Annotated in this window: 21 protein-coding genes; 13 read left to right on the top strand and 8 right to left on the bottom strand. The window is 42.5% G+C overall.

The window, feature by feature from the left end; all coding sequences use genetic code 11:
• The first annotated feature begins 114 nt into the window (after positions 1-114).
• Together BMW98_RS12730 and BMW98_RS12725 are read left to right on the top strand one after the other, a co-directional pair.
• Positions 115-534, top strand: coding sequence for a DoxX family protein (locus BMW98_RS12730; protein WP_090258959.1), 420 nt, complete (start codon positions 115-117; stop codon positions 532-534).
• 1,155 nt (positions 535-1,689) lie between these two features.
• Positions 1,690-3,108 carry an alanine/glycine:cation symporter family protein gene (locus BMW98_RS12725; protein WP_245733586.1) on the top strand — a complete coding sequence of 473 codons (1,419 nt, stop codon included), beginning with the start codon at positions 1,690-1,692 and terminating at the stop codon, positions 3,106-3,108.
• Between the two features lie 145 nt (positions 3,109-3,253).
• Here the strand turns inward: BMW98_RS12725 and BMW98_RS12720 are convergent, their stop codons facing one another.
• Positions 3,254-3,862 (bottom strand): TlpA family protein disulfide reductase, encoded by a 609-nt coding sequence (locus BMW98_RS12720; protein WP_090258957.1) that lies wholly within the window; start codon positions 3,860-3,862, stop codon positions 3,254-3,256.
• Between the two features lie 164 nt (positions 3,863-4,026).
• Here BMW98_RS12720 and BMW98_RS12715 point away from each other — a divergent pair, with 164 nt between their 5' ends.
• Both BMW98_RS12715 and BMW98_RS12710 read left to right on the top strand, forming a co-directional pair.
• On the top strand, positions 4,027-4,425 hold the full coding sequence (locus BMW98_RS12715; protein WP_090258956.1) for a DUF4399 domain-containing protein: 399 nt from the start codon (positions 4,027-4,029) through the stop codon (positions 4,423-4,425).
• A gap of 138 nt (positions 4,426-4,563) precedes the next feature.
• Positions 4,564-4,938: a RidA family protein gene (locus tag BMW98_RS12710; RefSeq protein WP_090259461.1), complete on the top strand. Its 375-nt coding sequence runs from the start codon at positions 4,564-4,566 to the stop codon at positions 4,936-4,938.
• 114 nt (positions 4,939-5,052) lie between these two features.
• On the opposite strand, the gene BMW98_RS12705 is transcribed toward BMW98_RS12710, so the two are convergent.
• The 7 genes from BMW98_RS12705 to BMW98_RS12675 all read right to left on the bottom strand — a co-directional run bounded on the left by BMW98_RS12705 (position 5,053) and on the right by BMW98_RS12675 (position 12,033).
• Positions 5,053-5,406 carry a VOC family protein gene (locus BMW98_RS12705; protein ID WP_090258955.1) on the bottom strand — a complete coding sequence of 118 codons (354 nt, stop codon included), beginning with the start codon at positions 5,404-5,406 and terminating at the stop codon, positions 5,053-5,055.
• A gap of 34 nt (positions 5,407-5,440) precedes the next feature.
• Entirely contained in the window at positions 5,441-6,142 is a 702-nt protein-coding gene (locus BMW98_RS12700; RefSeq protein WP_090258954.1) for a DUF4328 domain-containing protein, read from the bottom strand.
• Between the two features lie 151 nt (positions 6,143-6,293).
• Positions 6,294-8,606, bottom strand: coding sequence for a S9 family peptidase (locus tag BMW98_RS12695; RefSeq protein WP_090258953.1), 2,313 nt, complete (start codon positions 8,604-8,606; stop codon positions 6,294-6,296).
• Between the two features lie 168 nt (positions 8,607-8,774).
• Positions 8,775-9,341 (bottom strand): DUF2911 domain-containing protein, encoded by a 567-nt coding sequence (locus BMW98_RS12690; RefSeq protein ID WP_090258952.1) that lies wholly within the window; start codon positions 9,339-9,341, stop codon positions 8,775-8,777.
• A 44-nt stretch (positions 9,342-9,385) separates the two neighbouring features.
• Entirely contained in the window at positions 9,386-10,627 is a 1,242-nt protein-coding gene (locus BMW98_RS12685; RefSeq protein WP_090258951.1) for a nucleoside recognition domain-containing protein, read from the bottom strand.
• Positions 10,628-10,630: 3 nt separating this feature from the next.
• Positions 10,631-11,287, bottom strand: coding sequence for a hypothetical protein (locus BMW98_RS12680; protein WP_090258950.1), 657 nt, complete (start codon positions 11,285-11,287; stop codon positions 10,631-10,633).
• 26 nt (positions 11,288-11,313) lie between these two features.
• Complete coding sequence (locus BMW98_RS12675) at positions 11,314-12,033, bottom strand: 16S rRNA (uracil(1498)-N(3))-methyltransferase (protein WP_245733585.1); 720 nt, start codon at positions 12,031-12,033, stop codon at positions 11,314-11,316.
• Between the two features lie 31 nt (positions 12,034-12,064).
• On the opposite strand from BMW98_RS12675, the gene BMW98_RS12670 reads away from it, so the two are divergent.
• From BMW98_RS12670 to BMW98_RS12630, 9 genes are all read left to right on the top strand, one after another.
• Positions 12,065-13,537 carry a hypothetical protein gene (locus tag BMW98_RS12670; RefSeq protein ID WP_090258948.1) on the top strand — a complete coding sequence of 491 codons (1,473 nt, stop codon included), beginning with the start codon at positions 12,065-12,067 and terminating at the stop codon, positions 13,535-13,537.
• 671 nt (positions 13,538-14,208) lie between these two features.
• Complete coding sequence (locus tag BMW98_RS12665) at positions 14,209-15,099, top strand: branched-chain amino acid transaminase (RefSeq protein ID WP_090258947.1); 891 nt, start codon at positions 14,209-14,211, stop codon at positions 15,097-15,099.
• 1 nt (position 15,100) lies between these two features.
• Entirely contained in the window at positions 15,101-16,774 is a 1,674-nt protein-coding gene (gene ilvD, locus BMW98_RS12660) for a dihydroxy-acid dehydratase (RefSeq protein WP_090258946.1), read from the top strand.
• Between the two features lie 6 nt (positions 16,775-16,780).
• Positions 16,781-18,502, top strand: a complete 1,722-nt coding sequence (gene ilvB, locus BMW98_RS12655; protein WP_090258945.1) for a biosynthetic-type acetolactate synthase large subunit — start codon at positions 16,781-16,783, stop codon at positions 18,500-18,502.
• A gap of 3 nt (positions 18,503-18,505) precedes the next feature.
• Positions 18,506-19,054, top strand: a complete 549-nt coding sequence (gene ilvN / locus BMW98_RS12650) for an acetolactate synthase small subunit (protein ID WP_090258944.1) — start codon at positions 18,506-18,508, stop codon at positions 19,052-19,054.
• A 29-nt stretch (positions 19,055-19,083) separates the two neighbouring features.
• Positions 19,084-20,157 carry a ketol-acid reductoisomerase gene (ilvC, locus tag BMW98_RS12645; protein ID WP_090258943.1) on the top strand — a complete coding sequence of 358 codons (1,074 nt, stop codon included), beginning with the start codon at positions 19,084-19,086 and terminating at the stop codon, positions 20,155-20,157.
• Positions 20,158-20,236: 79 nt separating this feature from the next.
• A complete protein-coding gene (gene ilvA, locus BMW98_RS12640) occupies positions 20,237-21,499 on the top strand; it encodes a threonine ammonia-lyase (protein WP_090258942.1) in 1,263 nt (420 codons plus the stop codon).
• Between the two features lie 25 nt (positions 21,500-21,524).
• A complete protein-coding gene (gene thrA, locus BMW98_RS12635; protein WP_090258941.1) occupies positions 21,525-23,957 on the top strand; it encodes a bifunctional aspartate kinase/homoserine dehydrogenase I in 2,433 nt (810 codons plus the stop codon).
• Between the two features lie 56 nt (positions 23,958-24,013).
• Positions 24,014-24,937, top strand: coding sequence for a homoserine kinase (locus BMW98_RS12630; protein ID WP_090258940.1), 924 nt, complete (start codon positions 24,014-24,016; stop codon positions 24,935-24,937).
• Positions 24,938-24,952 lie beyond the last annotated feature (15 nt).

The following is a 24,952-nucleotide window of genomic DNA, read 5'->3' as shown; positions in this document are numbered from 1 at the left end:
GTGATTGTATTGGTAGTTCGGAGGGAAAGGGTGGTAGTTGACCGATTAATTTTAAGGGTGAAGATGGTTTTGGCTAACTTCTGCATGTTTACTTAACCTTTTAAACCTTTACAGATGAAATCGCCTATTAAACACTACGAACCACTTTCTACAAACGCCAGTATTGCAGCACTGCTCATCAGGGTAGTGTTTTCATTTTGTCTTTTTTACGGTCATGGGCTAGGGAAGGTAAAGCGCTTGTTTAGCGGTGAGCCCATTAGGTTTTTAGATCCCATTGGTCTAGGCCCAGAGATTTCTTTGGCACTGGCTACTGGCGCAGAAGTACTAGGTGCATTCTTAATTCTCATAGGTTTGTACACTCGTTGGGCGAGCATTCCAGTAATCTTTACGCTATTGGTTGCTTGCTTTATGGTACATGGTTCCGATGGCTTTTCTACTCAAGAAAAGCTCTTCTTATTCATTATTGGGTTTGCAGCGGTGCTTATCTCTGGTCCAGGAAAATACTCGGTTGATGCACGCATAAACAGTAAATAACTGACTCGAAAGCCGATTTTAGGCTGGTTTTATAAGAGATTACTAAGGTATTAGTAAGGAACTTAGATCAGGTTGAGCCGAATAAATCCGTCTTTCTGAGGGAGAAAATTTCTCCTTAGAGAAATAGTCGGCCGAAAGAATCTGTTTGTTCAATGCAGCACACTTAAAAGGTGAATTCTTTGTTTTTTTGTATCTAGTTTAAACATCGCACTTGGACTGTTTATGCCCCATCTCCCGTCTTCCCCAAAGGGGAAGATGACACCAAGCGCAGAGCAGGAATTGTTATATGGATAAGTACTTGGAAAAAGTGTCGTCCCTCTCCGAGGAGAGGGATAAGAGGGTGAGGCTATTCTTAGTCCAAGTGCTTGTAACTTGGGCTTTTTGTTTTCTCAACAAGTTGAAATAAGTCAGAGCGAGACAGACTAGAGTTAGGAGAGGCTAATACTGGTCAGACCAGTAAGTTTTTCGAAATGTGTCAGTGAGTGTAGTGTTACTTCCACTTCGGCATATTGTTTTTACTATCGAACAATTTCAAGAAAGCTATGTGTCTTTTGCTCATCTTTTTGATGAACCTTATCTCTCCAAAAATTGATAGAATGAATAGTGAAACAGATGCTATAATCACGATTGATCCACCTTCTACTTCCCAAAATAGCTAGACTGGGACGGCAAAGAATAGGGCGGTGAAAATTGCTCCAATTATACTTGATTTGAAGTCCAATAAAATGTTTTTACCGCCATTATTGTCAGTAACCAACCTGCCATAGCAAGTGCAACCAAGATAAGTTCTTTTCCATGTTGGGAAAGAGTAAAGAATGAAAGTGTGGCCTTGTATATTTACTTTCCCATCGACATACTCGGGGTTACCAGGGCTACATTTAGAAGGTGCTTTTGATAAATACTGGTGTAACCCTTCGATGTAATCTTTTTTTGAAACATTAGTGAGAGTTAATGATCTAGTGAGTGTTTTGATTTTCAATGGGCGTCTAATTAGGGAGACTAATATTGATTACAAAAATCAGTTTTCCAAACTCCTTTCAGTCACCTAAATTTCAAAATCCTACCTTTTATGAGGACTTTTTATACAAATGGGCGTAAGCACTTGTAGCCTTGCGTTCTATGCCCTATTATTGGCAGTTCGCTAAACCAGAAGATTTGAAATTTATAGAAGATGCAGTAGCCAGTTTCTCTGGCTGGATTTGGGGATTTCCGTTGCTTATCCTTGTGATGGGCGGAGGTCTGTTTTTCTTAGTTTACTCACGTTTTACGCCTTTTTTGTACTTCAAGCACGCCATAGATGTGCTGCGTGGCAAATACCACGATGAAGACAAGGAGGGTGAAATTAGCCATTTTGAAGCGCTCTCTACTGCGCTTGCTTCAACTGTAGGAATGGGTAACATTTCTGGTGTGGCGGTGGCTATTACCATGGGTGGACCAGGTGCTATTTTTTGGATGTGGGTTTCGGCCTTGTTTGGTATAGCGACTAAGTTCTTTACTTGTACATTGGCGCAAATGTACCGCGGCCGCGACTCTGAAGGCAAACTGCTGGGCGGACCAATGTATGTGATTACTGAAGGACTTGGTAAGAAGTGGAAGCCCATGGCTGTTTTCTTCTGTGTTTTTGCTTTGGTAGGGGCGCTGCCTATTTTCCAGGCAAACCAATTAACAGCCGCTTTGAATACAGTTTTGGCACCAGCAACAGGCTACGATGCTGAGGCTTCTTTCAGCCTATTGGGCAACCAAGTTTCAAAGGCTTCTTTTATTATAGGAATCATCCTTATGGTGTTGGTTTCAACGGTGATTTTCGGTGGTATTCAAAGAATCGGTAAGGTTGCTGCCAAAATGGTACCTGCTATGGTGGTGCTGTATTTTGTGTTGGTGTTGTACATCATTATCCAAAATATCGGAGGCATGCCGGCTGTTTTCGTGTCAATTTTCGAGGAAGCATTTTCGGGTAGTGCAGTGCTTGGCGGAGGTGTTGGTGCTGTAATTATTATTGGTGCCAAGAGGGCTGCTTTTTCTAACGAAGCAGGTCTTGGAACAGCGCCAATGGTGCATGGAGATTCTAAAACGGATGAGCCTGTACGCGAAGGTCTTGTGGCCATGCTGGGTCCGGCTATAGACACACTAGTAGTGTGTACACTTACGGCAATGGTAATTTTGAGCACGGGTGTGCATGAGCAATATTTGGGAGTAGAAGACACTGGTTTATTGGGGGTTAGTCTTACGCTAGAGGCGTTTAACGAGGCTATTCCAGGTGGTGCAGGCGTTTATTTACTTGGTTTATGTATCCTGGTTTTTGCTGTTTCGTCTTTGCTTTCTTACTCATATTATGGCGTAAAATGTATGTCGTTTATGTTTGGTGCTAAGCGCGGTAATCTGTACAACTACATCTACATTGGTACTATTATTTTGGGAGCAACCACTTCGCTTGGCTTTGTGGTGAATCTAATTGACAGTGGCTTTGCACTAATGGCAATTCCTACCATGGTTTCTGCTCTTATTCTAGCTCCAAAGGTGATAACCGCTTCAAAATCGTACTTTGCCAGATACAAGGCAGGGGAGTTTAAGTAAGCTTTAATGGTTAAAAGTGAGGCTATGGCTTCATGGTACTTGCAAAGAAAGCTTTGACAAACTTTTCTTTCCGTCATTGTGCAGGGTTATGGGGTTTGTACAGATGGATTTTGCTGCAAGTTTGTCAAAGTTGCTGCTATAGCCCTTAGTACTCTTCCCCTGCGGAAAGTTTCTCCATAAATTTTCGGAACCTGCGCGAGTTATAGTTGGCCATTCCTGTTTTACTGGCCACTATTTCGCCAGCCGGAGAAATCACAAAAGTGGAGGGCACTACGCCCGTTTCATAAATATCTGGCAAGCGGGTTTTTAGCTGAAAGATTGGGAAGTCGAATTCCTTTTGTGCTACCCATTTTTTCGCGGTTTCAAACTCTCTATCGTGCGAGATCATGAGAAAAACCACATTGTCATTGTCCTTAAAGTTAGCATATAACTTATTGATGCTCGGCATTTCTGCAACGCAAGGAGGGCACCATGTAGCCCAAATATTCATAAATATTGTTTTGCCTTTCAAGCTACGGGCATCTACGGTTTCACCTTTTTCATTAACAAGTAAAAAGTCATAATCGGCATTGAAATATGCGTCTTCATTCAGTGCAGTGGCATTCATTACCCCAGTTTTAAGCACCACTTGTTGCACCCTGCCGAATACTTCTGCCTGCGAACCAGTGATGTAAATGGTAGCGAAAATTGCCACGATTACGCTCAACTCAATCCAATCTCTTTTACTTATCCGTTTTTTCTTTTTTTCTGCCATGCCGCTTTTCAATGCTCAAATAAGCCGATTTTATTACAAATACAATGTCACTTTTGTTGCAATTGGTTTCCATTGGCACTAAAATGTGCGTATTCGTAAACTCTGGCTTTGTTTTCCTTGTTAGCTTCCTAAATTCGCATAAACTTTAAACAAAGACATTTCTAATGAAATCAATCGTAAAATCACTATTCGTTCTAGCAATAATCGCTGTAGTTTCTTCTTGTGGACAAAAAGAAGGGGTATTCTTCGAAAACCTAAAAGACGGTCAGGAAGTAGGTACTTCTGTTTTGGTTAAAATGGGTGTTTCTGGAATGGAAATAGAGCCTGCCGGAGAAGTTACTAAGGGCAAAGGGCACCACCACATTATTATTGACGATAACTGGGTGAAAACTGGCGAAGTTGTGCCTGCGGATAAAACGCACATCCATTTTGGAAAAGGACAAACGGAAACTACACTTGAGTTAACACCAGGTGAGCATACTTTGACACTACAGTTTGCCAATGGCTTGCACCAGTCATATGGTGAGGCTTGGAGTAAAACCATCACGGTAAACGTGAAGTAGTTTTAGCATTTCAACAGGTGCTGGACGTGCAGCACAAAAGTATTGAAGAGGTTACAGGGCAGGAAAGGTTGCTTTGTAACCTCTTTTAGTTTAAAAATTGACTTAACTTTTACAGAAATTCCTGCTAAAATAAGCTCAATGAAAAAGATAATTACAAATACAGCACCTAAAGCCTTGGGGCCTTATGCTTCGGCTATCAAGACGGGTAACCTACTTTTCTGCTCTGGACAAACGGGTATTAATCCGGTAACAAATAAGGTGGAAGCAAGCACTGTTGAGAGGCAAACGCTTCAGGTAATGAACAACTTAAAAGCTGTTTTGGCAGCAGAGGGGCTGGGTGTTAAAAACATAGTAAAATGCAACGTGTACCTTAGTGATATGGCGAATTTTGAAGCCATGAACTTAGTTTATGGTGATTCGCTAGAAGGCCATACGCCTGCCAGAACTACAGTAGCCGTAGCAGGGCTGCCGCTCAATGCATTGGTGGAAATTGAATGTATAGCCGAATGTTGAAATAGGATATTGATGACCTTTTAGCTGTTAGGTCATCTAAGTCAGTTAATGCTTCACAATTCACTACCTGGCCTTAGGTCGTCAATAGAGAAGGTCAGGCGGAAGAAAGATCATTTAAAAATGCTGATCGATTAGTACCGGATTTCCATCTGGGTCTACCAAGCTGAACGCGGCTGGCCCCGATGCTTCGTCCATTCCCATTTCTGAGGTGGTTTCCAAACCATTTTCCTTAGCGGTTTTCATCATTGTTCTGGCATCGTCAGGGTTTAGGGTAATGGTGTTCAGTGGAAACATGTCCTGAAAAAGCCCGATTTTAGCATCACCATAAACCATAATCAGCCACTTTTCTTCAACGCTACCTGCGCCTTCATAAGGCTCAAAACCTAGTTTTTCGTAAAAGGCCTTACTGGCTTCAATGTCTTTAACATTTAACGAAACAGAGAAATGAAGAATTTTTGGCTTGCTCATAGTGCTTTAGTTTTGACTTTGAATTTAGCGAATGCTATTCAGAAACGAGGTTTTCGTTGTTAGAATCTTGTTGCTTTTTAACCAACATTGCTTCCTCCATGCGAAGTAGTGTTTGTTCATCTGCGCTAATTCTTTTAATGATTAGGATACACAGTATGGCTGGAATAATTTCTATAATGTCGCTAATACCATAAAATAGTATTCCAGATTTTATGTCTTTGATTGTATTGCCATTTAGAAGTCGTGTTGCAATGTTTCCAACCACTCCACTAATGATTAAAGTTGCCCACCAAAAAACGAGAATGCTGGTCGAAGGATCGAGTTTATAGCGTTCTCCTTTAGGAGTGATCAGGCGTTTTGTTTCCGTGTAAATTTCTTTTACAATTTTGTAAGGGGTTACAAAGTTCATAAACGGGATGAACCAAGCCCAAACTGCCTTTCTTTCATCGTCAACATGTTTCAACCCTGCTCTGGAAAGGTTACCGTATGCACGCCTAAGCCAGTTTAAGAAAAGTACAACTGTGATAATCCTGACCACAATACCAAAAAGTGTTATAACTGTGTCTAGCGTATCGGATAGGGTTACTTCCGTTTCATTATAATCACCGATTTCTATTCTAGATATTAGGTTGTATTGATAAGCGCTGGAAAGGACGCTAAGAATAAGGGTACCAATAACAACATAAAAAATGGTTTGCGCCTGTTTGGCTCTTTGTGTGTTGTCTTTTAAAAGCATAAGTCTGGGTGTTTCGGTTGAAAATGGAAGATAGTTGTGATAGATGACAGGGCTATTACCGTTTATTTAAAAATGCCCATAAATATGAATGGCAATAAAAAAGCCACTCCAATTTTGGAGTGGCTTTCTAGTGAGTTATGCTTTTGTAGCCTTATTCATTACCATCAGGCAAATCCATGTCCACATTGTTGCGGTAGTCGCCTAGCAAGTGCTCCGCGAAGAAATACCACATCATTTGCTCGTAGTAGTCGCGTTTGCTGCCATAACCGTGGCGAGAACCAGGGATAGGCATATAATCGAAACGCTTACCTGCTTTCATTAGCTCGTTTGCCAAGCGGATACTGTTAGCAGGGTTTACGTTGTTATCGCGTGTTCCGTGAGTAATCAATAAGTGTCCTTTTAGGTTCTTAGCTAACGAAGGGTTGGTTTTGATCTTAGCATCCCAAGTGATCTCAGTGGTTTCATTACCATCCTTATCCTTCTTCTTTTTCTCTACACGCTTTACACCATTGTGCGTTTCACTCCACCATTTGTTGTACACGTTGTTGTCGTGGTTACCGGCAGAAGATGCAGCAGCATCGTAAAAATTAGGGTAGGTAAGGAGTGCCGCAGTCGACATAAATCCACCACCAGAGTGGCCAAAAATACCAACATTATCCAGGTCGATAAAGCTGTGGCGCTCGGCTAGTTGTTCCAAAGAGCGCTTGTCATCTGCCAAAGCGTAGTCTCTTAGGTTTTCGTAACCATAAGTGTGGTAGTACTTGTCGCGCATTGGGCTACCGCCTCTGTGTCCCATACTTACTACTATAAAACCAAGCTGAGCTAAGGCTGTGTTGTAACGACCCGTAATCGTAAAGTCGTTCACAAAAGACTCGGTTTGTGGGCCTGGGTACACATAAGAAATTACTGGATACTTTCGCGTTGAATCGAAATCGAAAGGCTTGTACATTACGCCATAAAGATCTGTAATGCCATCATCTGCCTTCACCTTAAAACGCTCAGGCATTTTCCAACCGGCTTGGTTTAGCAAGGTTAGGTCAGCCGTTTCTAGGTCTAACACTACGTTTCCGTTGTTGTCTTTCAATACTGAACGAGGCACCATGTCTACAGCCGAATAGTTGTCTACATAGTAGTTGGCAGACTCAGCCATGCTCATAAAATGGTTGGCTGGCTCAGTGCTGATTGATCTAAATCCAGAACCATCAAAATTGGCTTTGTACATCAATGCGTAGTAAGGATCCACGTTTTCTTCGCGACCTCTTGCCTCAAAGTAAACCTTACGGCCTACCGTGTCAATTTGCTGAACTCTTCCTGTAACAAAGTAGCCACCGTTGGTGATTTTGTTTTTAAGCGCACCAGTGTTGCCATCGTAAAGGTAAAGCTGCCCCCAGCCGTTTCTTTCCGACCACCAGATTAGTTCTTCACCTTCATTTAAGATAGAAAGTTGCTGGTAAGACCAGTTAAAGTAAGGGTAGTTGGCTTCCTCAAAAAGCTCGGTAATAGCACCATTGGCCGTGTTAATATAGCTCACGTCTAAGGTGTCGCTGGTTCTGTTCATACGCGTCATGTACAAACGCTCCGATTTGTCTCCTTGGAAATAGATGCTAACTGTTTGATCAATGTATTTGTCAATATCTACCTTGATTTCCTCCTTGCTTTCTACGTCAAAAATGGAAAGGTATTCTTGCGGAACATCTTTATCGCCCGGCATGGCATACTTGTAGATTTCAACTTCCGGACGGTCTTTCAAATCGTCAATTACAAAGAAGTCTTTTACTTTTCTGCTGTCAGAACGGTTTACGTAAAGCTTGCTTTCATCTTCAAACCATCTGGCGCGTGCTCTAGAACGTTTGTCAGAAGTGGTGTCGTCTTGGTCCCATGCGTAGCTAAACCATCTTTCTCCATCTTCACTCAGCTGAATTTCAGTAGAGTCGGCATCGTCTGCCTTCATAATGTAAAGGTTGTGGTTTTTAGCAAATGAAATCCAAGTGCTATCAGGCGAGTAAGTAGCCCAGTTGTTTCTTTTATCAGCTTTTTCCGTAGAGTCACCTTTGGTAATCATCTTCGAGTTTAGGTCGAAGTGATAATCAATACTATCTACCATAAAGGTGAATGTTTTGTTGTCATCTTCCAGCTCGAATCCTTTCAAGTCAAGGTCGTTAAAATTCCAAGGCTTGGCAGTGAGTTCGCTCAGTTGAGCTGCAAAGTTTTTGTTGTCGAAAAGCAATTGCTTCGACTTTTTGGCTGGGTCTACCACATAGTATTTTTTTCCTTCAGTGGTGGTGTAGCTATACCAAAATTTGTCGCTGTCTTTAAACCAGTTCGGTCTAACGCGTGTGCTTTTTAGCATCTTTTGAATATTAGATGCTTTGAATTTTTCTGCCGCTTTGAAATTGGCCTTGTGTTGAGCCCATGCGGGCGCCATTAACAATAAGCCAAGGGCAACGAGAAGAGATCTTTTCATATTCGTCTTGGTTTGAAAATTGAAATTAGAGGAAGGGAGCTGTAATGCCAACAGCATTTTTTGTGGGTGGTTTTTTAGAGGATAAGCGGAAGTAAGAGGTGCTTAAACTAAAACGTCCCTCAGATTATATTTTTGAGGGACGTTTATAGCTTTATGACTTTCGTTTGCTTAAAACTTAATAGGCAATTCTACCACTGTGTTTTCCCAGCCAACTACCATTACAGCGTCATTGTCGGCTCCTTTGAACATAATAGACAAAGCCTCGATTGGCTCTGCTGGTTTAGATACGTTATCGGTAGTTGCGCGTGCTATAAAAGCGCTTTCATCGGTAGTATAGTTACCCCAAGTGTCGGTTTTATTGCTTAGAATAAATGTCCAAGATTTTTCGCCAGGAATAGCAAATAGGGCATAAGTACCTGGTTGAATACGCTCGCTGCCGAAAGTTACTTCTTCGTAAAAAGTGATTTCTGCGGCTTCGTTGGCACCAAGTCTCCACACTTTACCGAATGGAGCTGCTTTGTCGCCAATCATTTTGCGGCCTTTAAGCTGCGGACGGCTGTAGTATAATTTGATTTTTGGTTCAGCAGCAGGCTTTTTTCTTAATTCAAAAAGCGGCAATCCGTCAGGAAAATAGGCTACATCTAGTGGGCTGGCGTCAAGTGCCGGAAAATCTTGCGCTTTGGTCAGTGTAACTGCACAAAGTAGCGCTAGGGTGAGTAATAGTCTGTTTTTCATGGTTATCGTTAGAGTTAATTTCGTGATGATAAAGCTACCGCATTTTAAGGGTAGAAGAATAAATATGAAATAAGAATTGCCGCAATTATACCGGCAAGGTCGGCAATAAGACCAGCGGTAGCGGCATATCGTGTGTTTTTGATTTTTACTGCCCCAAAATATACAGCCAACACATAAAAGGTTGTTTCGGTGGAGCCTTGTAATACAGAGGCTACGCGGCCAGCAAAAGAATCTACACCAAATTCGGGGTTTGCGAATATCTCCAGCATGGCTGCTCTTGCACCAGAACCAGAAAGTGGTTTCATAAACGCTACAGGGAGTGCATCTACAAACGCGGCATTAACACCAAGTAGACCGAAAAAGGCTTTCATGCCCTCCATTATGTAATCTAGTGTTCCTGATGCTCTAAAAACGCCTATAGCCACCAGTATGGCCACCAAATATGGAATGATTTTAATGGCTACATTAAAACCATCTTTTGCTCCGCTAATAAATGAGTCGTAAACATTCACTTTGTTCCGTACAGCTAGCAAAATGAACGAAACAATTATTCCTAGTAAAATGGCAGCGCTGCTCACATTTGAAATAACAGTCACCTGCTCTTGTGGGATTGACTGAAAGTAGAAAAGTGCGGCTACAATGAGCGCAGTTAAAGTGCCCAAATAGGCTAAAACTACTTTGTTCAGTAGATTAATTCTTTGAAATAATGATACAGTAATAAGCCCTGCTAGGGTAGAAAAGTAGGTGGCCAGCAGAATTGGAATGAAGATATCCGCAGGATTTGCTGCACCATTAGAGGCGCGGTAGGCCATAATTGAAACGGGAATTAAGGTTAGGCCTGATGTGTTTAACACCAAAAACATAATCTGTGAATTGGACGCAGTTTTTTTATCGGTGTTCAGTTCCTGAAGCCCTTCCATTGTTTTTAAACCTAGAGGGGTTGCGGCATTATCCAATCCTAAAAAATTCATAGAGAAATTCATTAGCATGGGGCCGAAAACTGGGTGGTTTTTGGGGATCTCTGGGAATATTTTAGTGAAAAGCGGACTGATACCACGAGAAATAATATCCACAACGCCTCCTTTTTCTCCAATACGCATTATGCCCATCCATAGGGTGAGTGCTCCAGTAAGTCCTAAAGAAATTTCGAAACCGGTTTTGGCCATATCAAAGGTGGCGTTCATCATAGCCGGAAAAACTTCCACATCCCCAAAAAATATCAGTTTGATAAGGGCAACAAGAAAGGCGATTAGGAAAAAGCCAATCCAAATGTAATTTAAAGCCATAGGTTAGTTTTGCTCAATAAGGGCGAATAGTTTTACCTGGTCAACGTATTCGTCAAGGTCTAACTTGTTCTCTTTTATAATTCCATCGACAAGTTTTTTGCCGAAGTAATCGCGGAGTTCTTTCTTCTTCATTTTTAAGAATTCGACCTTTCCCTCTGTATAAATGTAGTATTGTGTGCGGTCGGTAAAGCTTTTTACGTTCAGGGTTTTACCCACATCCTGAATTTGACTTTCGTTAATGGCGGCCTCAAACGTAAGGTAAATACTAAAGTCAGGCCCTTCATGAATTACCTGTACCCAGCGGCCTCCAAGCGATTTTGGTCCAAACTTAGAAAAATGGTACGGATAATCAGGGTTTTGAGCATTGTCTAAATCCAGCTCTTTGTAATAGCTGTCGTCAAGGTTAATAAACCTATCGCCATTCTTAATCTCAAAAGCCTTCGTAAAACCGTTATAGTTGATTTGGTACGGCACCACCAATGTGTCTAAAAAGGAATAGATCTTTCCAGGCTTCCAATCATCGAATAAATAGGGGGTGCCTTTAATGTCTTTGTAGACTTCTTCGTTCACCTCAAAACTGTTGGTAAATGAGAGTTCTGTCTTTTGTGCAAGGAGCAAATTGGTGAATAAAACCAGTGTGAGTGTTATAAGCAGTTTCATAGTAATGTAAAAAAAGCAGGAATTAGCTATTTGCCAAATAAATTGAGCAAATGTACAGCGGCTAACCCAGCTGTTTCTGTTCGTAACCTGCTGGTTCCCAGTGATACTTTTCTGAAGCCACTGTCCAATGCCATTTGCAGTTCTTCGGGCGAAAAGTCGCCTTCAGGGCCAATCAGCACTACATTTTCCTCACCCGGGTGAATTACAGTTTGAAGTTCCACTGGGTTCTCAAAATCTACATAGGCTATAAATTTCTGCTGTGCGGTCTCATTCTGCAGGTAATTCTTAAAACTCACTATCTCGTCAACCTGCGGCAGCGTAGCTTTTAACGATTGCTTCATGGCGCTGACCGCCTTTTTGATGAGCCGATCAGTTTTTACCACTGTGCGTTCAGAGTTACTACACTTGATCAGCGAAATACGGTCGACTCCAATTTCCGTAGCTTTTTCTACCAGCCATTCCATTCTATCCATGTTTTTGGTAGGGGCAATTACCAAGTGGCGGTAGGTACGAAACGCTTGTTCCGGATGGTTTTGAAGGAGTTCAAACCCACACTTTCTATGGTTTTCATCCGTTATTCTGGCTTCGTATAAATTGCCATGCCCATCGGTTACATGAATATGGCTTCCTTCTTTGAGTCTTAATACTTTAACCGCATGTCGCGATTCGTCCGCATCGAGGTGTTTAACTCCGTTTGTTAGTTCTGGTTGATAGAATAGCAGCATGATCTTTACGAAATTAGGCAATGAAGCCGGCTAAACAACTATATTCGCTGCAATGATTACTGCAAACCAACCTTTTTACAAAAGCTATAAGTGGTGGTGGATTGGCCTAAATGCTTTAATGCTAGTGGTTTGGTACTTCGCAAATGACGGTTTTTTGTTTTGGGATGACTTTAGCTATCTCAAGTTTGCTGTCGATATAAATTCTGAAGTATTTGAAATAACCACGAATCATTTTACCAGCAGGATAGGGCTTTTATACCCAGTGGCTTGGGGAATTAAATGGTTTGGCCTCAATCAATTTACTGTAACCATTTATCCGCTCATTTGTGGCTTATTGTTGCTGAACCTCATATTCTGGTATGGTTATACCTACAATCCATGGGTAGCAATTTTAGCCGGAATTTGGCTGGTTTGCGATTATCACACCATCACTTTTGTCACACATTTGTTCCCAGAAATTCCGATTGCCTTAATGGTTTTTGTGGCGCTTTTGTGCTACGATTTGGTCAATAGAAGAGAGGCAGATATCCGCTTAATGGCACTGTTATTATCTGCCAGTTTGTTTGGGGCTTTTCTCACCAAAACATCTGTGTTTATTGTTGGGCCATTGTTTCTGTTTTTGTTTGTGAATGATTACTTCTTTCAATACAAAAACATCGCTTTTTGGCGCTTATCAGCCATTTTGGTCGTGTTTTTCTTTGTGTTGAATGGGCTTTATTATGTGGAAGAAAAAGGTGACTTCTTCTACAGGTTTCAGAATATTTCGGCTAACCATGAAGCGACCACAAAAACCTTTTTCGATAAGTCTCAAACAACGCTAATTAAGCGGCTGACTTATTTGCCATTTCTCGGCTTTTTAAGAGGGGGGTTCTTCATTCCATTACTCTTGGCTATTCCAGCTTTTTTTAAGCTAAGAAAGTCAGACTGGCGGTTGAAAGACTCGAAAAAACTTTGGTCTATTGCTGCTTTAGTTAGCCTTATTTCTTGGTGGTTTATTAGCACCAACTGGAAATACTACAGCCCAATGCCGGTGGAAACGCGCCACATCACATTTATAATCCCAATGTTGTTAATGGCAGCGGCTAACTACTGGTCTGAAAATTCGCTGTTTAAAAAGTATTTCAAGCCCCAATTTGCATGGGTGATATTGCTGCCTTTTTTGGCAATTCCTGCCTACAAAATCTCAGTGTCTGGTCGCCAGAATTTCCACCAACTGAGTGCTTTAATGAAAGCACAATTCGTAGAGAATGGAGCTGCGCAAAGGGTATTTACAGATGGCTCCATAAGCTACGGATATCCATACTTCTACAATTTTGAAGAGACAAACGATGAGTATTTTTACATCTCTGAGTTGAAAGGAGTAACACCAAAAGCTGGCGACTTCTTACTCTATAATCCACCGTATTTGGATGCCGCATACAATGACTTTGACTCCTTGGAGCAACTTCAAGAACAAATTATGGAGCGGGGTTTCAAGCTCACTCCAATAGTAACCGATAAGCTGTTTTTGTATCGAGTAGAGTAGGTATAAGTATCTGTAAGTTAGTGCTTTATACAGTGTGGTTCCTTGAATGGAGCATAGGTGTAAATATGTCTTTTTGATCTTCGTTGTTGCAGGGAATACGAAATATTTTTTCAAATAAGTCTTGCATTGCAAAATTTAACCAAACACTTTTGAGGCAATGAAAGCAATTATTAACATCCAAACCATTATTACCATTGTGGTCGAGCCGCAATAGGGAGGGATGTTATTGATAAATAAGAAATTGATAAAGAGCCTTCCCTAACCGGAAGGCTTTTTTGTTTTAGTCACCTTATTCATAGCGCAACGAAGAATCTCCAAAAAAGGATCAATGAGGTTTTTCTAAAGAAGCCCTTAGAATGACTGAGGTAGTTCAAAGAATTAAAGAAAATGAAACTATACAACACCATTATTACAGTAGTCATTATTACCTGCCCACCGGGGTGAGGAACGCTGCTGTATTCAATGAATTCTAAAGCCTTTCTCACTTTTTGAGAAGGGCTTTTTTTATTGCTTTTAGAAAATGAGAAGCATATAAAAATTGTAAAGTGAAACTATTTAAATAGTTGATAACCAAATAGATAAATAAGAAAGGGTGAAGATTGAAAAAGTAGCGTACTGTAAAACTTCAATGAGCAACCCTTGGCAAAAGCATAATTTCAAAATGTAGTAACATGTATTATTCAGATCAGACAACAGTATTTCTAAACAAAAAGTGGTGTAAAGCATCAGGTGCTCAGGTGAGCCTTTACAGCCAAACCATGCACTATGGCAGTGGTGTGTTTGAAGGCATTCGAGCATATGAGAATGAGGGTGAAACCTTGGTCTTTAAGGCTGAAGAGCATTACCAACGCTTACTCGATTCAGCAGAAAAAATGCACATGCAGTGCGATTATACTGTCGAAGAACTTACCGCTTTAACCTACGAGTTGCTCGAGAAAAATGGACTAAAAGATGCTTACATCCGTCCGTTGCTGTTTATGGGGGAAAACATGGTACTGCAAAAGATGGACGATTCGCATCTTTTCATGTGTGCTTGGGAATGGGGCAAATACTTAGGAAGCCAGCTACTCAACGTAATGGTTTCTTCGTACGAAAGACCAAGCCCACGAGCTGTTCCGGTAGAAGCCAAAGTTACTGGCCATTACACAAACTCTATTCTAGCCACCACAGAGGCCAAAGTCAAAGGCTTTGACGAAGCACTTCTACTCGATGAGAACGGAAGTGTGGCCGAAGCCAGTGGCGCCAATTTCTTTTATGAAGATAATGGCGTGCTATATACCCCTCCATTAGGAAATATTTTACCAGGTATTACCCGCGCTACTGTAATGGAAATTGCTGCCGAAATGGGAGTGGAGGTGCGAGAGGCCTACTTTCCACCACAAAAGGTAAAGGGAACCGATGGTGCGTTTATGTGTGGCACAGCGGCCGAAATTGCCGGTGTTGGCTTGTTGGACGGCAGTCCTTTTAGGCTCAAATGGGAAGACACAATCGGATATCAAATCGCAGAAAAATATCAGAAACTAGTAAGACAATCTTCAGGCAAAACCCTGATAAAAGCTTGAAATGGAATTAAATAAGTATAGCAAAAGATTAACACAAGACCCTACTCAACCTGCCTCTCAGGCCATGCTTTACGGCATTGGTTTAACTGAGGAAGACATGGCCAAGGCACAAGTAGGAATAGTAAGCACAGGTTACGATGGTAACACCTGTAATATGCACTTGAATGACCTAGCAAAGCAGGTTAAGGAGAGTGTTTGGAAAGAAGATTTAGTAGGCCTTATGTACCACACAATTGGTGTAAGCGATGGTATTGCCAACGGCACTGAAGGTATGCGTTATTCCTTGGTTTCCAGGGAGATAATTGCTGACTCTATTGAAACTGTGGCTGGTGCACACTACTACGATGGTTTGATCACCGTGGTGGGTTGCGACAAAAACATGCCGGGTGCACTAATTGCCATGGCAAGGTTGAACAGACCCTCTATTATGCTCTATGGTGGCACAATTGCCTCGGGCTGTTTCAAAAACAAAAAGCTAAATATCGTTTCTTCATTTGAGGCTTTGGGCGAAAAATTCGCTGGCAATATCTCAGACGAAGACTACAAAGGGATCATCAAGAATTCGTGCCCGGGAGCTGGCGCATGTGGTGGTATGTATACGGCAAATACTATGTCTTCTGCCATTGAGGCTTTGGGTATGGCGCTACCTTACAGTTCTTCAAACCCTGCGATTAGCAAAGACAAAACAGTGGAGTGCGAGAAGATTGGCAAGGCCATTCGAAATGCCCTAGAACTGGATTTGAAACCTAGCGATATCCTAAGCAAAAAGTCGTTCGAAAATGCAATCCGATTGGTTACGGTGTTGGGTGGTTCTACCAATGCAGTAATGCACCTTATTGCCATTGCCAGGGCAATGGACATTGACTTGACTTTGCATGATTTTCAGCGATTGACTGACTGTACTCCACTTTTGGCGGACTTAAAGCCTAGTGGAAAGTATATGATGGAAGATTTGCATGAGGCGGGCGGTGTTCCTGCAGTAATGAAGTTTATGCTAGCGCAGGGCTGGCTGCATGGCGATTGCATGACGGTAACCGGAAAAACGGTTGCTGAGAATTTAGCAGAGGTGCCTGACCTCGACAACAGTGGGGCAATTCTAAAACCTGTTGATGCACCAATTAAGAAAACGGGGCATTTGCAAATGCTTTTTGGCAACCTAGCAACGCATGGTGCTGTAGCGAAAATTACGGGAAAAGAAGGCGAGCGATTTGAGGGTAAAGCCATTGTGTTTGATGATGAGTATGCCGTTATCGATGGTATTCGCAATAAAGAAGTAAAAGATGGCCACGTGGTGGTTATCCGCTATGAAGGCCCTAAAGGTGGCCCAGGAATGCCGGAAATGCTAAAACCTACATCAGCCATAATGGGCGCAGGTTTGGGTAAAACGGTAGCCATGATTACCGATGGTCGTTTTTCTGGCGGAAGCCATGGCTTTGTTGTAGGCCATGTGACGCCTGAAGCGCAAGAAGGCGGTAATATCGCTTTGGTTGAAAATGACGATGTAATTGTGATCGATGCCGTAGAAAACTCCATCACACTAAAAGTATCTGATGAAGAGCTGGCTCAAAGAAGAGCCGCTTGGAAAGCTCCAGCGCTGAAAGCCAGTCGCGGAGCACTATATAAATATGCCAAAACCGTAAGCTCTGCTTCGGAAGGATGTGTAACTGATAAATAAAATTCAATGGAAGCTGTATTAACAAAACCGACTGCTCAAAAAGTGAAAACCTCAGGGGCTGATGCCGTGCTTCAGTCGCTGGTCGCAGAAGAGGCAAGCCTGGTCTTTGGTTACCCTGGTGGAGCAATTATGCCGGTTTACGATGCGCTGTATCATTATCAGGAACAAATTAAGCATGTACTTACGCGCCACGAACAAGGGGCTATTCATGCTGCGCAAGGTTATGCCCGAGCAACGGGTGAAGTTGGGGTTGTAATGGCCACTTCAGGCCCAGGGGCGACCAACCTGATTACCGGAATTGCCGATGCCATGATCGATTCTACACCTTTGGTGTGCATTACAGGGCAGGTGGCTTCTCCGCTATTGGGTACCGATGCGTTTCAGGAAACAGACATCATCAGTATTTCTATGCCTGTTACCAAGTGGAATATTCAGGTAACAAAGGCAGAAGACATACCAGGAGCTATCGCAAAGGCATTCTATATCGCAAAGAGTGGTCGTCCGGGGCCAGTTTTGATCGATATAACCAAAGATGCACAGTTCAACGAGTTGGAGTTCGAATACGAAAAGTGCGAAGCAATAAGAAGCTATCGTCCTGTTCCCGAAGTCGACTCTAGTCAAGTGGCGAAAGCTGCGGAATTGATCAATCAGGCCAAAAAGCCATTTGTGCTGTTTGGGCAAGGGGTGATTTTGGGCGAAGCGGAAGCTGAGTTCAAAGCTTTTATTGAAAAGGCAGGCCTGCCTTCTGCTTGGACACTATTGGGGCTTTCGGCTTTACCAACAGAACATCCACTGAATGTAGGTATGCTGGGCATGCACGGAAATTACGGTCCGAATAAGTTGACTAATGAATGTGATGTGCTGATTGCTGTGGGTATGCGTTTTGACGACCGCGTTACAGGAAAACTTTCTGAATATGCCAAACAAGCTAAGGTGGTTCACTTGGATATCGATCCGGCCGAAATCAGCAAAAACGTAAAGGTTGATGCCCCTGTGTTGGGCAATTGCAAAGAGAGTTTGACTCAGCTAACTGCTTTGATAAATCGCAACAGCCATTTGGAATGGTTGGAGCGTTTTAGAGAGCTTGACTTGATAGAGCAGAATCAGGTGATTAATGAAGAGTTGAACCCTAACTCTGAGGCACTGACCATGGGGGAGGTAATCAACCGCATAAATAAAGAAACTGATGGTGATGCTGTTTTAGTAACAGATGTTGGTCAGCACCAAATGGTGGCGTGCCGCTATACGCAGTTCAAACAAACAAAAAGCAACATTACTTCTGGCGGTTTGGGCACCATGGGCTTTTGCCTTCCGGCTGCCATAGGCGCTAAACTAGGTGTACCGAATAGAGAGGTGATTGCAGTAATTGGCGATGGTGGTTTCCAAATGACAATTCAGGAATTGGGTACCATTTTTCAGACTGAAGCTGCTGTAAAAATTGTAGTGCTGAACAATAGCTTTTTGGGTATGGTACGCCAATGGCAGCAGTTGTTTTTCGACAAGAGATATAGCAGTACTGAACTGGTTAACCCAGACTTTGTACGCATTGCCGAAGGCTACGGAATAAAAGGAAAATCAATTGACAGTAGAGATGATTTAGATGGCGCGATCAAAGAAATGATTGCGCATGAAGGAAGCTATTTATTAGAAGTTCATGTAGGGAAGGAAGACAATGTTTTTCCAATGGTGCCAACGGGCGCATCAGTTTCAGATGTAAGACTTTCATAACAAATGACACAGGATTTTACCATAACCGCCTTTACCGAAAATCATATAGGATTGCTTAACCGCATTACCTCAATTTTCACTAGAAGGCACCTAAATATAGAGAGCCTGAATACCTCCGAATCACAGATTCGGGGTATCCACAGGTTCACCATTGTAACAAACACTACCGAAGACACTGTGAAAAAGGTGGTGCTTCAGCTAGAGAAGCAAGTAGAGATAGTGAAGGCGGTTTATCACCTCGATGATGAAACTGTATTTCAAGAGATCGTGCTTTTCAAGGTTTCTGTAGAAAAGGCTGCAGAACACAATCTGGTAGAGCGATTAATTCGCGATAAAAACGCCAGAATTCTTTCGGTAGAACAAGACTTTATGATCATTGAGAAAACAGGTCATAAGGTAGAGAATGACGAGTTGTTAGAGTTTTTGAAACCATTCGGGCTGATTGACTATGTGAAGTCTGGCCGGGTTTCGCTCATTAAACTCGATGAAGAATTAAAGGATTTACAAAAGCTGTTGGCCGAAGGTGAGCAGCCAACGAATACATCAAACTAAACAGAAATTAAACTTTAAAAACGAATATCATGGCACTTATCAATTTTGGTGGCGTAGAAGAAAATGTAGTTACTCGCGATGAGTTTCCTTTGTCAAAAGCTCAAGAAGTTCTTGGTGGCGAAACCGTAGCAATTATAGGTTATGGGGTGCAAGGCCCAGGCCAATCTTTAAACTTGAAAGACAATGGCATTAATGTAATTGTGGGGCAAAGACAGGAGTCTAAAACTTGGGACAAAGCCGTAAACGATGGTTGGGAGCCAGGCGTGAGCTTATTTCCAATCGAGGAGGCTTTAGAAAGAGCAACCATTATTTGCTATTTGCTTTCCGATGCCGCCCAAATTCAACTTTGGCCAACAGTTGAAAAGCACCTTACCGAAGGTAAAATGCTTTACTTCTCACACGGTTTTGGTGTGGCTTATTCAGACAAAACAGGCATTGTTCCTCCGGCTGGAGTTGACGTTGCGCTTGTGGCACCAAAAGGTTCTGGAACCAGCTTGAGAAGGCTATTTGTAGAAGGAAAAGGCTTGAACTCTTCTTTTGCCATTCACCAAGATGCTACCGGAAAAGCCAGAGATAGAATTCTTGCTTTGGGCATCGCAGTAGGTTCTGGTTACCTGTTCGAAACCACCTTTATTAAAGAGGTTACTTCTGACCTTACGGGCGAAAGAGGTACGCTTATGGGAGCCATCCAAGGCTTGTTCCAGGCGCAGTACGAGGTATTGAGAGCCAATGGTCACTCGCCATCAGAGGCCTTTAACGAAACAGTAGAAGAGGCTACGCAGTCGCTTTACCCGCTAATTGCAGAAAACGGTATGGACTGGATGTACGCCAACTGTTCTACTACTGCGCAGCGTGGTGCATTGGATTGGAAAGATCCTTTCTACGAAGCAACTAAGCCGGTTTTTGAAAAACTTTATGCTTCAGTAAAAGCAGGTGTTGAAGCACAAAAATCTATCGATTCTAACTCACAAGCGGATTATAGAGAGAAGCTTCAGGAAGAATTGGACGAATTGCATAATTCTGAAATGTGGCGTGCAGGTAAAGCAGTTAGGTCTTTAAGACCTGAAAACGCACCGGCTGTCAAGCAAGAAGAACTCGCATAAATGTAAAAAGAGTAAGCATACAATGGCGGCCAATCGATAAGAAAGGCCGCCATTTTGCTAAGGACTAAATATTTTGAGTATGGCAGTAGAACAGCAGACAATTATATCATTATCAGCTATAGAGGCGGCAAGAGAGCAAATTAAGGGCGTGGTAAATCATACTCCTTTAATGAAGAGTTTGACTGTTTCCGAAAAATATGATGCAGACATCTACTTTAAGCGTGAAGACTTACAAGTAGTGCGTTCATACAAAATTCGTGGTGCTCATAATAAGATCAGTAGCCTTAGCGAAACTGAAAAATCTAAAGGTGTAGTTTGCGCCAGCGCAGGTAATCATGCCCAAGGTGTGGCTTACTCTTGCCGTGAATTGGGTGTAAAAGCTACCATATTTATGCCGGCACCTACGCCCAAACAAAAGGTGCAGCAAGTACGCTTTTTTGGTAAAGAATGGGTAGACGTTGTGTTGTTAGGTGATACGTTTGATGATGCCTATCATTTGGCCATGGAGTTCTGCACCAAAGAAGGCAGTGCATTCATTCACCCTTTCGATGATGAGCTAGTAATGCACGGCCAAGGAACTGTAGGTTTGGAAACACTAGAAGATGCAAAAGCACCAACCGATTATCTCTTTTTGCCAATTGGTGGGGGAGGCTTGGCTTCTGGTGTGGCTTCGGTTTTCAAGCAATTGAGTCCGAACACTAAAATTATTGGTGTGGAGCCGGAAGGTGCACCTGCCATGAAGGAGTCCATCGCCAAAAATGAAAGGGTAGTCCTAAAGAATATCGACAAATTTGTAGATGGTGCTGCTGTGCAAAGTGTGGGCAACAAAACACTCGAAATCTGCAAAAACCTGCTCGATGAGGTAATCACCGTTCCAGAAGGGCTCATCTGTTCAACCATACTCAATCTTTACAACAGAGAGGCCATTGTTGTCGAGCCAGCTGGTGCGCTAAGCGTAGCAGCACTTAAGCAGTACAAAGAAGAAATTAAAGGTAAAAATGTAGTTTGTGTGCTCTCAGGTAGCAATAACGACATTTCCCGAACCGAAGAAATCAGAGAGCGTTCTTTGCTTTACGAAGGTCTAAAGCACTATTTTATTGTACGTTTTCCGCAGCGTGCCGGTGCCTTAAAAGAGTTTTTGGTAGAGGTACTTGGTCCAAATGATGACATCGTACATTTTGAATACACCAAGAAGAACGCCCGTGAAAAGGGCCCTGCTTTGATTGGTATTGAGCATCAAAGCAAAAAGGATTTTGAGCCGCTAATGGCTCGAATGAAAGAGAAGAAATTCAATGTGGAATACCTGAATGAGATGCCCGATCTGTTCAGCTACATTATCTAATCCGTAAGAATTAAAGTTTTTAGTAATGAAAGTAATGAAGTTTGGAGGTACTTCTGTAGGAAGTACTGATGCCATTAAGCAAGTCGTGTCTATTGTGGAAAAGGCCGCGCAAACCAGCCAGGTTTACGTGGTGGTGTCGGCTGTTGGTGGTGTTACCAATCAGTTGGTAAGCCTGTCGCAAAAGGCTGCCATTCGCGATAAGTCGTACGAAGAAGATATTGCACAACTGAAAACCCAGCACCTTGAGATTTTTGAGGTGCTTACGGGCTCCACAACCGATGAGTTCATTGATCATATTTTTACCCAACTAACGGAAGTTTGCAAGGGTGTTTTTTTGCTAAAAGAGCTAACTGAAAGAACCAAAGATTACATCCTTAGCTCAGGTGAAAGACTTTCATCCTATATGGTGAATGCCTACATGGAAAAACAAGGGCTCGATGTGCAACTTTTCGATGCGCGTGAATACATTATTACGGATAAAAAATTTGGAGGAGCCAATGTGATATGGCAACCAACCACCCAGAACTTTGAGGCATTAAAAGAGAATAAAAAGCAGGTAAATCTGTTTCCTGGCTTTATTGCAAGCACTTTAGATAAAGAAACCGCTACGCTTGGTCGTGGCGGTTCCGATTATACTGCTTCGCTTATTGCAAACTTATTAAAGGCCGATGAGCTCGAAATTTGGACAGATGTTAATGGGTTGATGACAGCCGATCCAAGATTGGTGCGTCAGGCAAAATTGTTGGAGCATGTGAGCTACGAAGAGGCGCTGGAGCTTTCGCATTTTGGAGCGAAGGTGCTTTACCCACCGAGCATTCAGCCGGCATTGGACGTAAACATTCCTATCGCTATTCGAAATACATTTGACCCCGGGGGACCACAAACTTATGTGACCAAGGAGTGGCAAGATGGGCAGACGATTATTCGCGGAATTTCGAGTATTAAGGATGTGGCATTGCTTACTTTAACTGGGCCAAGCATGGTGGGGATTCCTAACTTTTCGGCTCGTCTGTTCAAAGCACTTAGCGATGCTAAGGTGAATGTAATCCTTATCACACAGGCTTCATCCGAGCACTCCATATGCGTTGGTATTTCTCAGGCAGATGTGGTATTAGCCCAGCAAGCAGTTGACGAAGAATTTCATACTGAAGTGATGTTGCGCAAGATTGATCCTGTGAAGATTGAAACGGACTTATGTATTGTGGCTTTGGTTGGTTCTAACATGCGCGATCATGTAGGGATCTCTGGCAAAATGTTTAGCACTTTGGGTACCAATGGCGTAAGTATTAAGGCTATTGCGCAAGGTTCATCGGAGCGAAACATCTCAGTGGTAATAGCCCAAAATCACCTAAAAAAGGCGTTGAACACACTTCATGAGAGCTTCTTCCTTTCAGAGTTGAAGAAGATCAACTTGTTTGTAGTGGGAGTAGGGAATGTTGGTAAAGCATTTTTGAGCCAAGTGCGTAAGCAGCAAGCCATGTTGGCCAAAGAGTTCAGGGTTGATATTCAGGTAGTAGGAATTGCCAATTCCAAACAATGCTATTTTGAAGAGCAAGGAATGGATTTAACCAAGTGGACTGAGTTACTAAAGACAGGCGATGCTTGCGATATCGATGGTTTTATTGAACGGATGAAAGCGCTGAACCTGCGCAACTCGGTATTCATAGATATTACTGCTTCCAAGAGTATTTCGGCTGTTTATCAAGGGCTTTTAGAGTCGAGTATTTCGGTAGTAACACCGAATAAAATTGCAGCCACTCGCGAAATGGAAAAGTACCTTTCGCTTAAATGGGCAACCAAAAAGTACGGTAGTCAATTCCTTTTCGAAACCAATGTGGCGGCTGGGTTACCTGTTATTTCTACCATGAACGACTTATTCAAATCGGGCGACAAGGTAAACTCGATTCAGGCGGTTTTGAGTGGAACATTAAACTACCTTTTCAATAATTACGATGGTACAAAACCATTTAGCAGTATTGTTAAGGATGCAAAAGCGCTAGGTTTAACGGAACCCGATCCTCGTCTCGACCTTTCTGGTGAAGATGTAATGAGAAAGCTTTTGATATTGATTCGTGAAAGCGGTAGAAAGTTTGAAATGGATCAAATAGCCCAGGTTTCGTTTTTGCCAGAAGCTTGTGAAAAGGCTAAGGATTTGGACGAATTCTATGATTTACTCGATGCGAATGAAGCGCACTTCCAGCAACTTTATGCTGATGCAAATGCGGAAGATGCGCAGCTGAGAGTAGTAGCGAGTTTTAAAAATGGCGAGGCCAAAGTAGGCTTAGAAAAGGTACAAAAGAGTCATCCGTTCTACTTTTTGGAAGGCAAAGACAATATTGTTTTATTCTACACAGAACGCTACGATGAACAGCCTTTGGTGGTGAAAGGAGCCGGGGCAGGAGCCGCGGTTACAGCTTCAGGTATTTTTGCTGATGTTTTGAGAATCGCCAATAGTTAAGTTTGTTGATAAGTGAATTGATGTTGCTCACTCACAGCTAATTACGATAAGAGCTTATGGAAAGTATAAAAGTGTTTGCTCCGGCTTCAGTTTCCAATGTGGGGCCTGGTTTCGATATTCTTGGTTTTGCCTTAGAAGGCATGGGGGATGTGTTAACCCTCACCAAGACGGATGCAGAGTCATTCGAAATTGAGGCTGTTGGTGCTGAGTTACCACTCGATCCTGATAAAAACGTTGCTACTGTTGCGCTAAAATCGTTTTGCAAAGCGATTAATTATGATGGTGGTTTTCACCTTAAAATTGAAAAGAACTTTACCCCGGGCAGTGGGCTTGGCTCTTCGGCATCTAGCGCAGTGGCCAGTGTTTTTGCAGCTAGTCAGTTGCTCAAAACTGGACACTCTAAAAAGGAACTGATCCACTACGCGCTAGATGGTGAGCAAGTGGCTTCGGGTAACAGGCATGCGGATAATATTGCGCCATGCATGTTGGGTGGTTTTGTGGCTGTGCAGCAAACAGACCCATATTTGGGCTTTGGTTTGTCGTTTCCGGCAAACTTAAAAGCACTCATTATTTTCCCTGATATTCCAATTAAAACTTTTGAGGCCAGGGCCATTTTGCCTAAAGCTTTACCAATAGGAACAGGCATAAAACAAGCGGCAAATATGGCTGGCTTGGTGCACGGTTTGGCCAGTGCCGATTTCGACCTGATCAAGGACAGCTTGCACGATTATTTCGCCCAACCGTACCGTAAAACCTTAATCTCCGGCTACGATGAGGTAAAAAGAAAGTGCCTTGAATTTGGGGCTTATGGTTTTAATCTTTCAGGGTCTGGACCTACAATGTTTGCCTTTTTTAAGGAAGATGCGGTGCTGGATGAACTGAAAACGGTTATTGCAGAAATGTATGCGGTAATTGGTAAAGAGGTGAAATTCCATGAGAGTAAAATTAATCCACGAGGAGTGGAGGTTTTGAAGGATTAAAAGGAGCGTAAGAAA

The organism is Roseivirga pacifica, assembly GCF_900111145.1.
GTDB lineage: Bacteria > Bacteroidota > Bacteroidia > Cytophagales > Cyclobacteriaceae > Roseivirga > Roseivirga pacifica.
The sequence above is the reverse complement of the archived record's forward strand: the minus strand, read 5'-3'. Positions and strand labels throughout refer to the sequence as shown.

Bases quoted from the DNA above. Each gene is read 5' to 3' on its own strand.
- BMW98_RS12730 (WP_090258959.1), top strand. From the start codon at position 115: ATGAAATCGCCTATTAAACACTACGAACCACTTTCTACAAACGCCAGT.
- BMW98_RS12720 (WP_090258957.1), bottom strand. From the start codon at position 3,862: ATGGCAGAAAAAAAGAAAAAACGGATAAGTAAAAGAGATTGGATTGAG.
- BMW98_RS12715 (WP_090258956.1), top strand. From the start codon at position 4,027: ATGAAATCAATCGTAAAATCACTATTCGTTCTAGCAATAATCGCTGTA.
- BMW98_RS12710 (WP_090259461.1), top strand. From the start codon at position 4,564: ATGAAAAAGATAATTACAAATACAGCACCTAAAGCCTTGGGGCCTTAT.
- BMW98_RS12705 (WP_090258955.1), bottom strand. From the start codon at position 5,406: ATGAGCAAGCCAAAAATTCTTCATTTCTCTGTTTCGTTAAATGTTAAA.
- BMW98_RS12700 (WP_090258954.1), bottom strand. From the start codon at position 6,142: ATGCTTTTAAAAGACAACACACAAAGAGCCAAACAGGCGCAAACCATT.
- BMW98_RS12695 (WP_090258953.1), bottom strand. From the start codon at position 8,606: ATGAAAAGATCTCTTCTCGTTGCCCTTGGCTTATTGTTAATGGCGCCC.
- BMW98_RS12690 (WP_090258952.1), bottom strand. From the start codon at position 9,341: ATGAAAAACAGACTATTACTCACCCTAGCGCTACTTTGTGCAGTTACA.
- BMW98_RS12685 (WP_090258951.1), bottom strand. From the start codon at position 10,627: ATGGCTTTAAATTACATTTGGATTGGCTTTTTCCTAATCGCCTTTCTT.
- BMW98_RS12680 (WP_090258950.1), bottom strand. From the start codon at position 11,287: ATGAAACTGCTTATAACACTCACACTGGTTTTATTCACCAATTTGCTC.
- BMW98_RS12670 (WP_090258948.1), top strand. From the start codon at position 12,065: ATGATTACTGCAAACCAACCTTTTTACAAAAGCTATAAGTGGTGGTGG.
- BMW98_RS12665 (WP_090258947.1), top strand. From the start codon at position 14,209: ATGTATTATTCAGATCAGACAACAGTATTTCTAAACAAAAAGTGGTGT.
- ilvD (WP_090258946.1), top strand. From the start codon at position 15,101: ATGGAATTAAATAAGTATAGCAAAAGATTAACACAAGACCCTACTCAA.
- ilvB (WP_090258945.1), top strand. From the start codon at position 16,781: ATGGAAGCTGTATTAACAAAACCGACTGCTCAAAAAGTGAAAACCTCA.
- ilvN (WP_090258944.1), top strand. From the start codon at position 18,506: ATGACACAGGATTTTACCATAACCGCCTTTACCGAAAATCATATAGGA.
- ilvC (WP_090258943.1), top strand. From the start codon at position 19,084: ATGGCACTTATCAATTTTGGTGGCGTAGAAGAAAATGTAGTTACTCGC.
- ilvA (WP_090258942.1), top strand. From the start codon at position 20,237: ATGGCAGTAGAACAGCAGACAATTATATCATTATCAGCTATAGAGGCG.
- thrA (WP_090258941.1), top strand. From the start codon at position 21,525: ATGAAAGTAATGAAGTTTGGAGGTACTTCTGTAGGAAGTACTGATGCC.
- BMW98_RS12630 (WP_090258940.1), top strand. From the start codon at position 24,014: ATGGAAAGTATAAAAGTGTTTGCTCCGGCTTCAGTTTCCAATGTGGGG.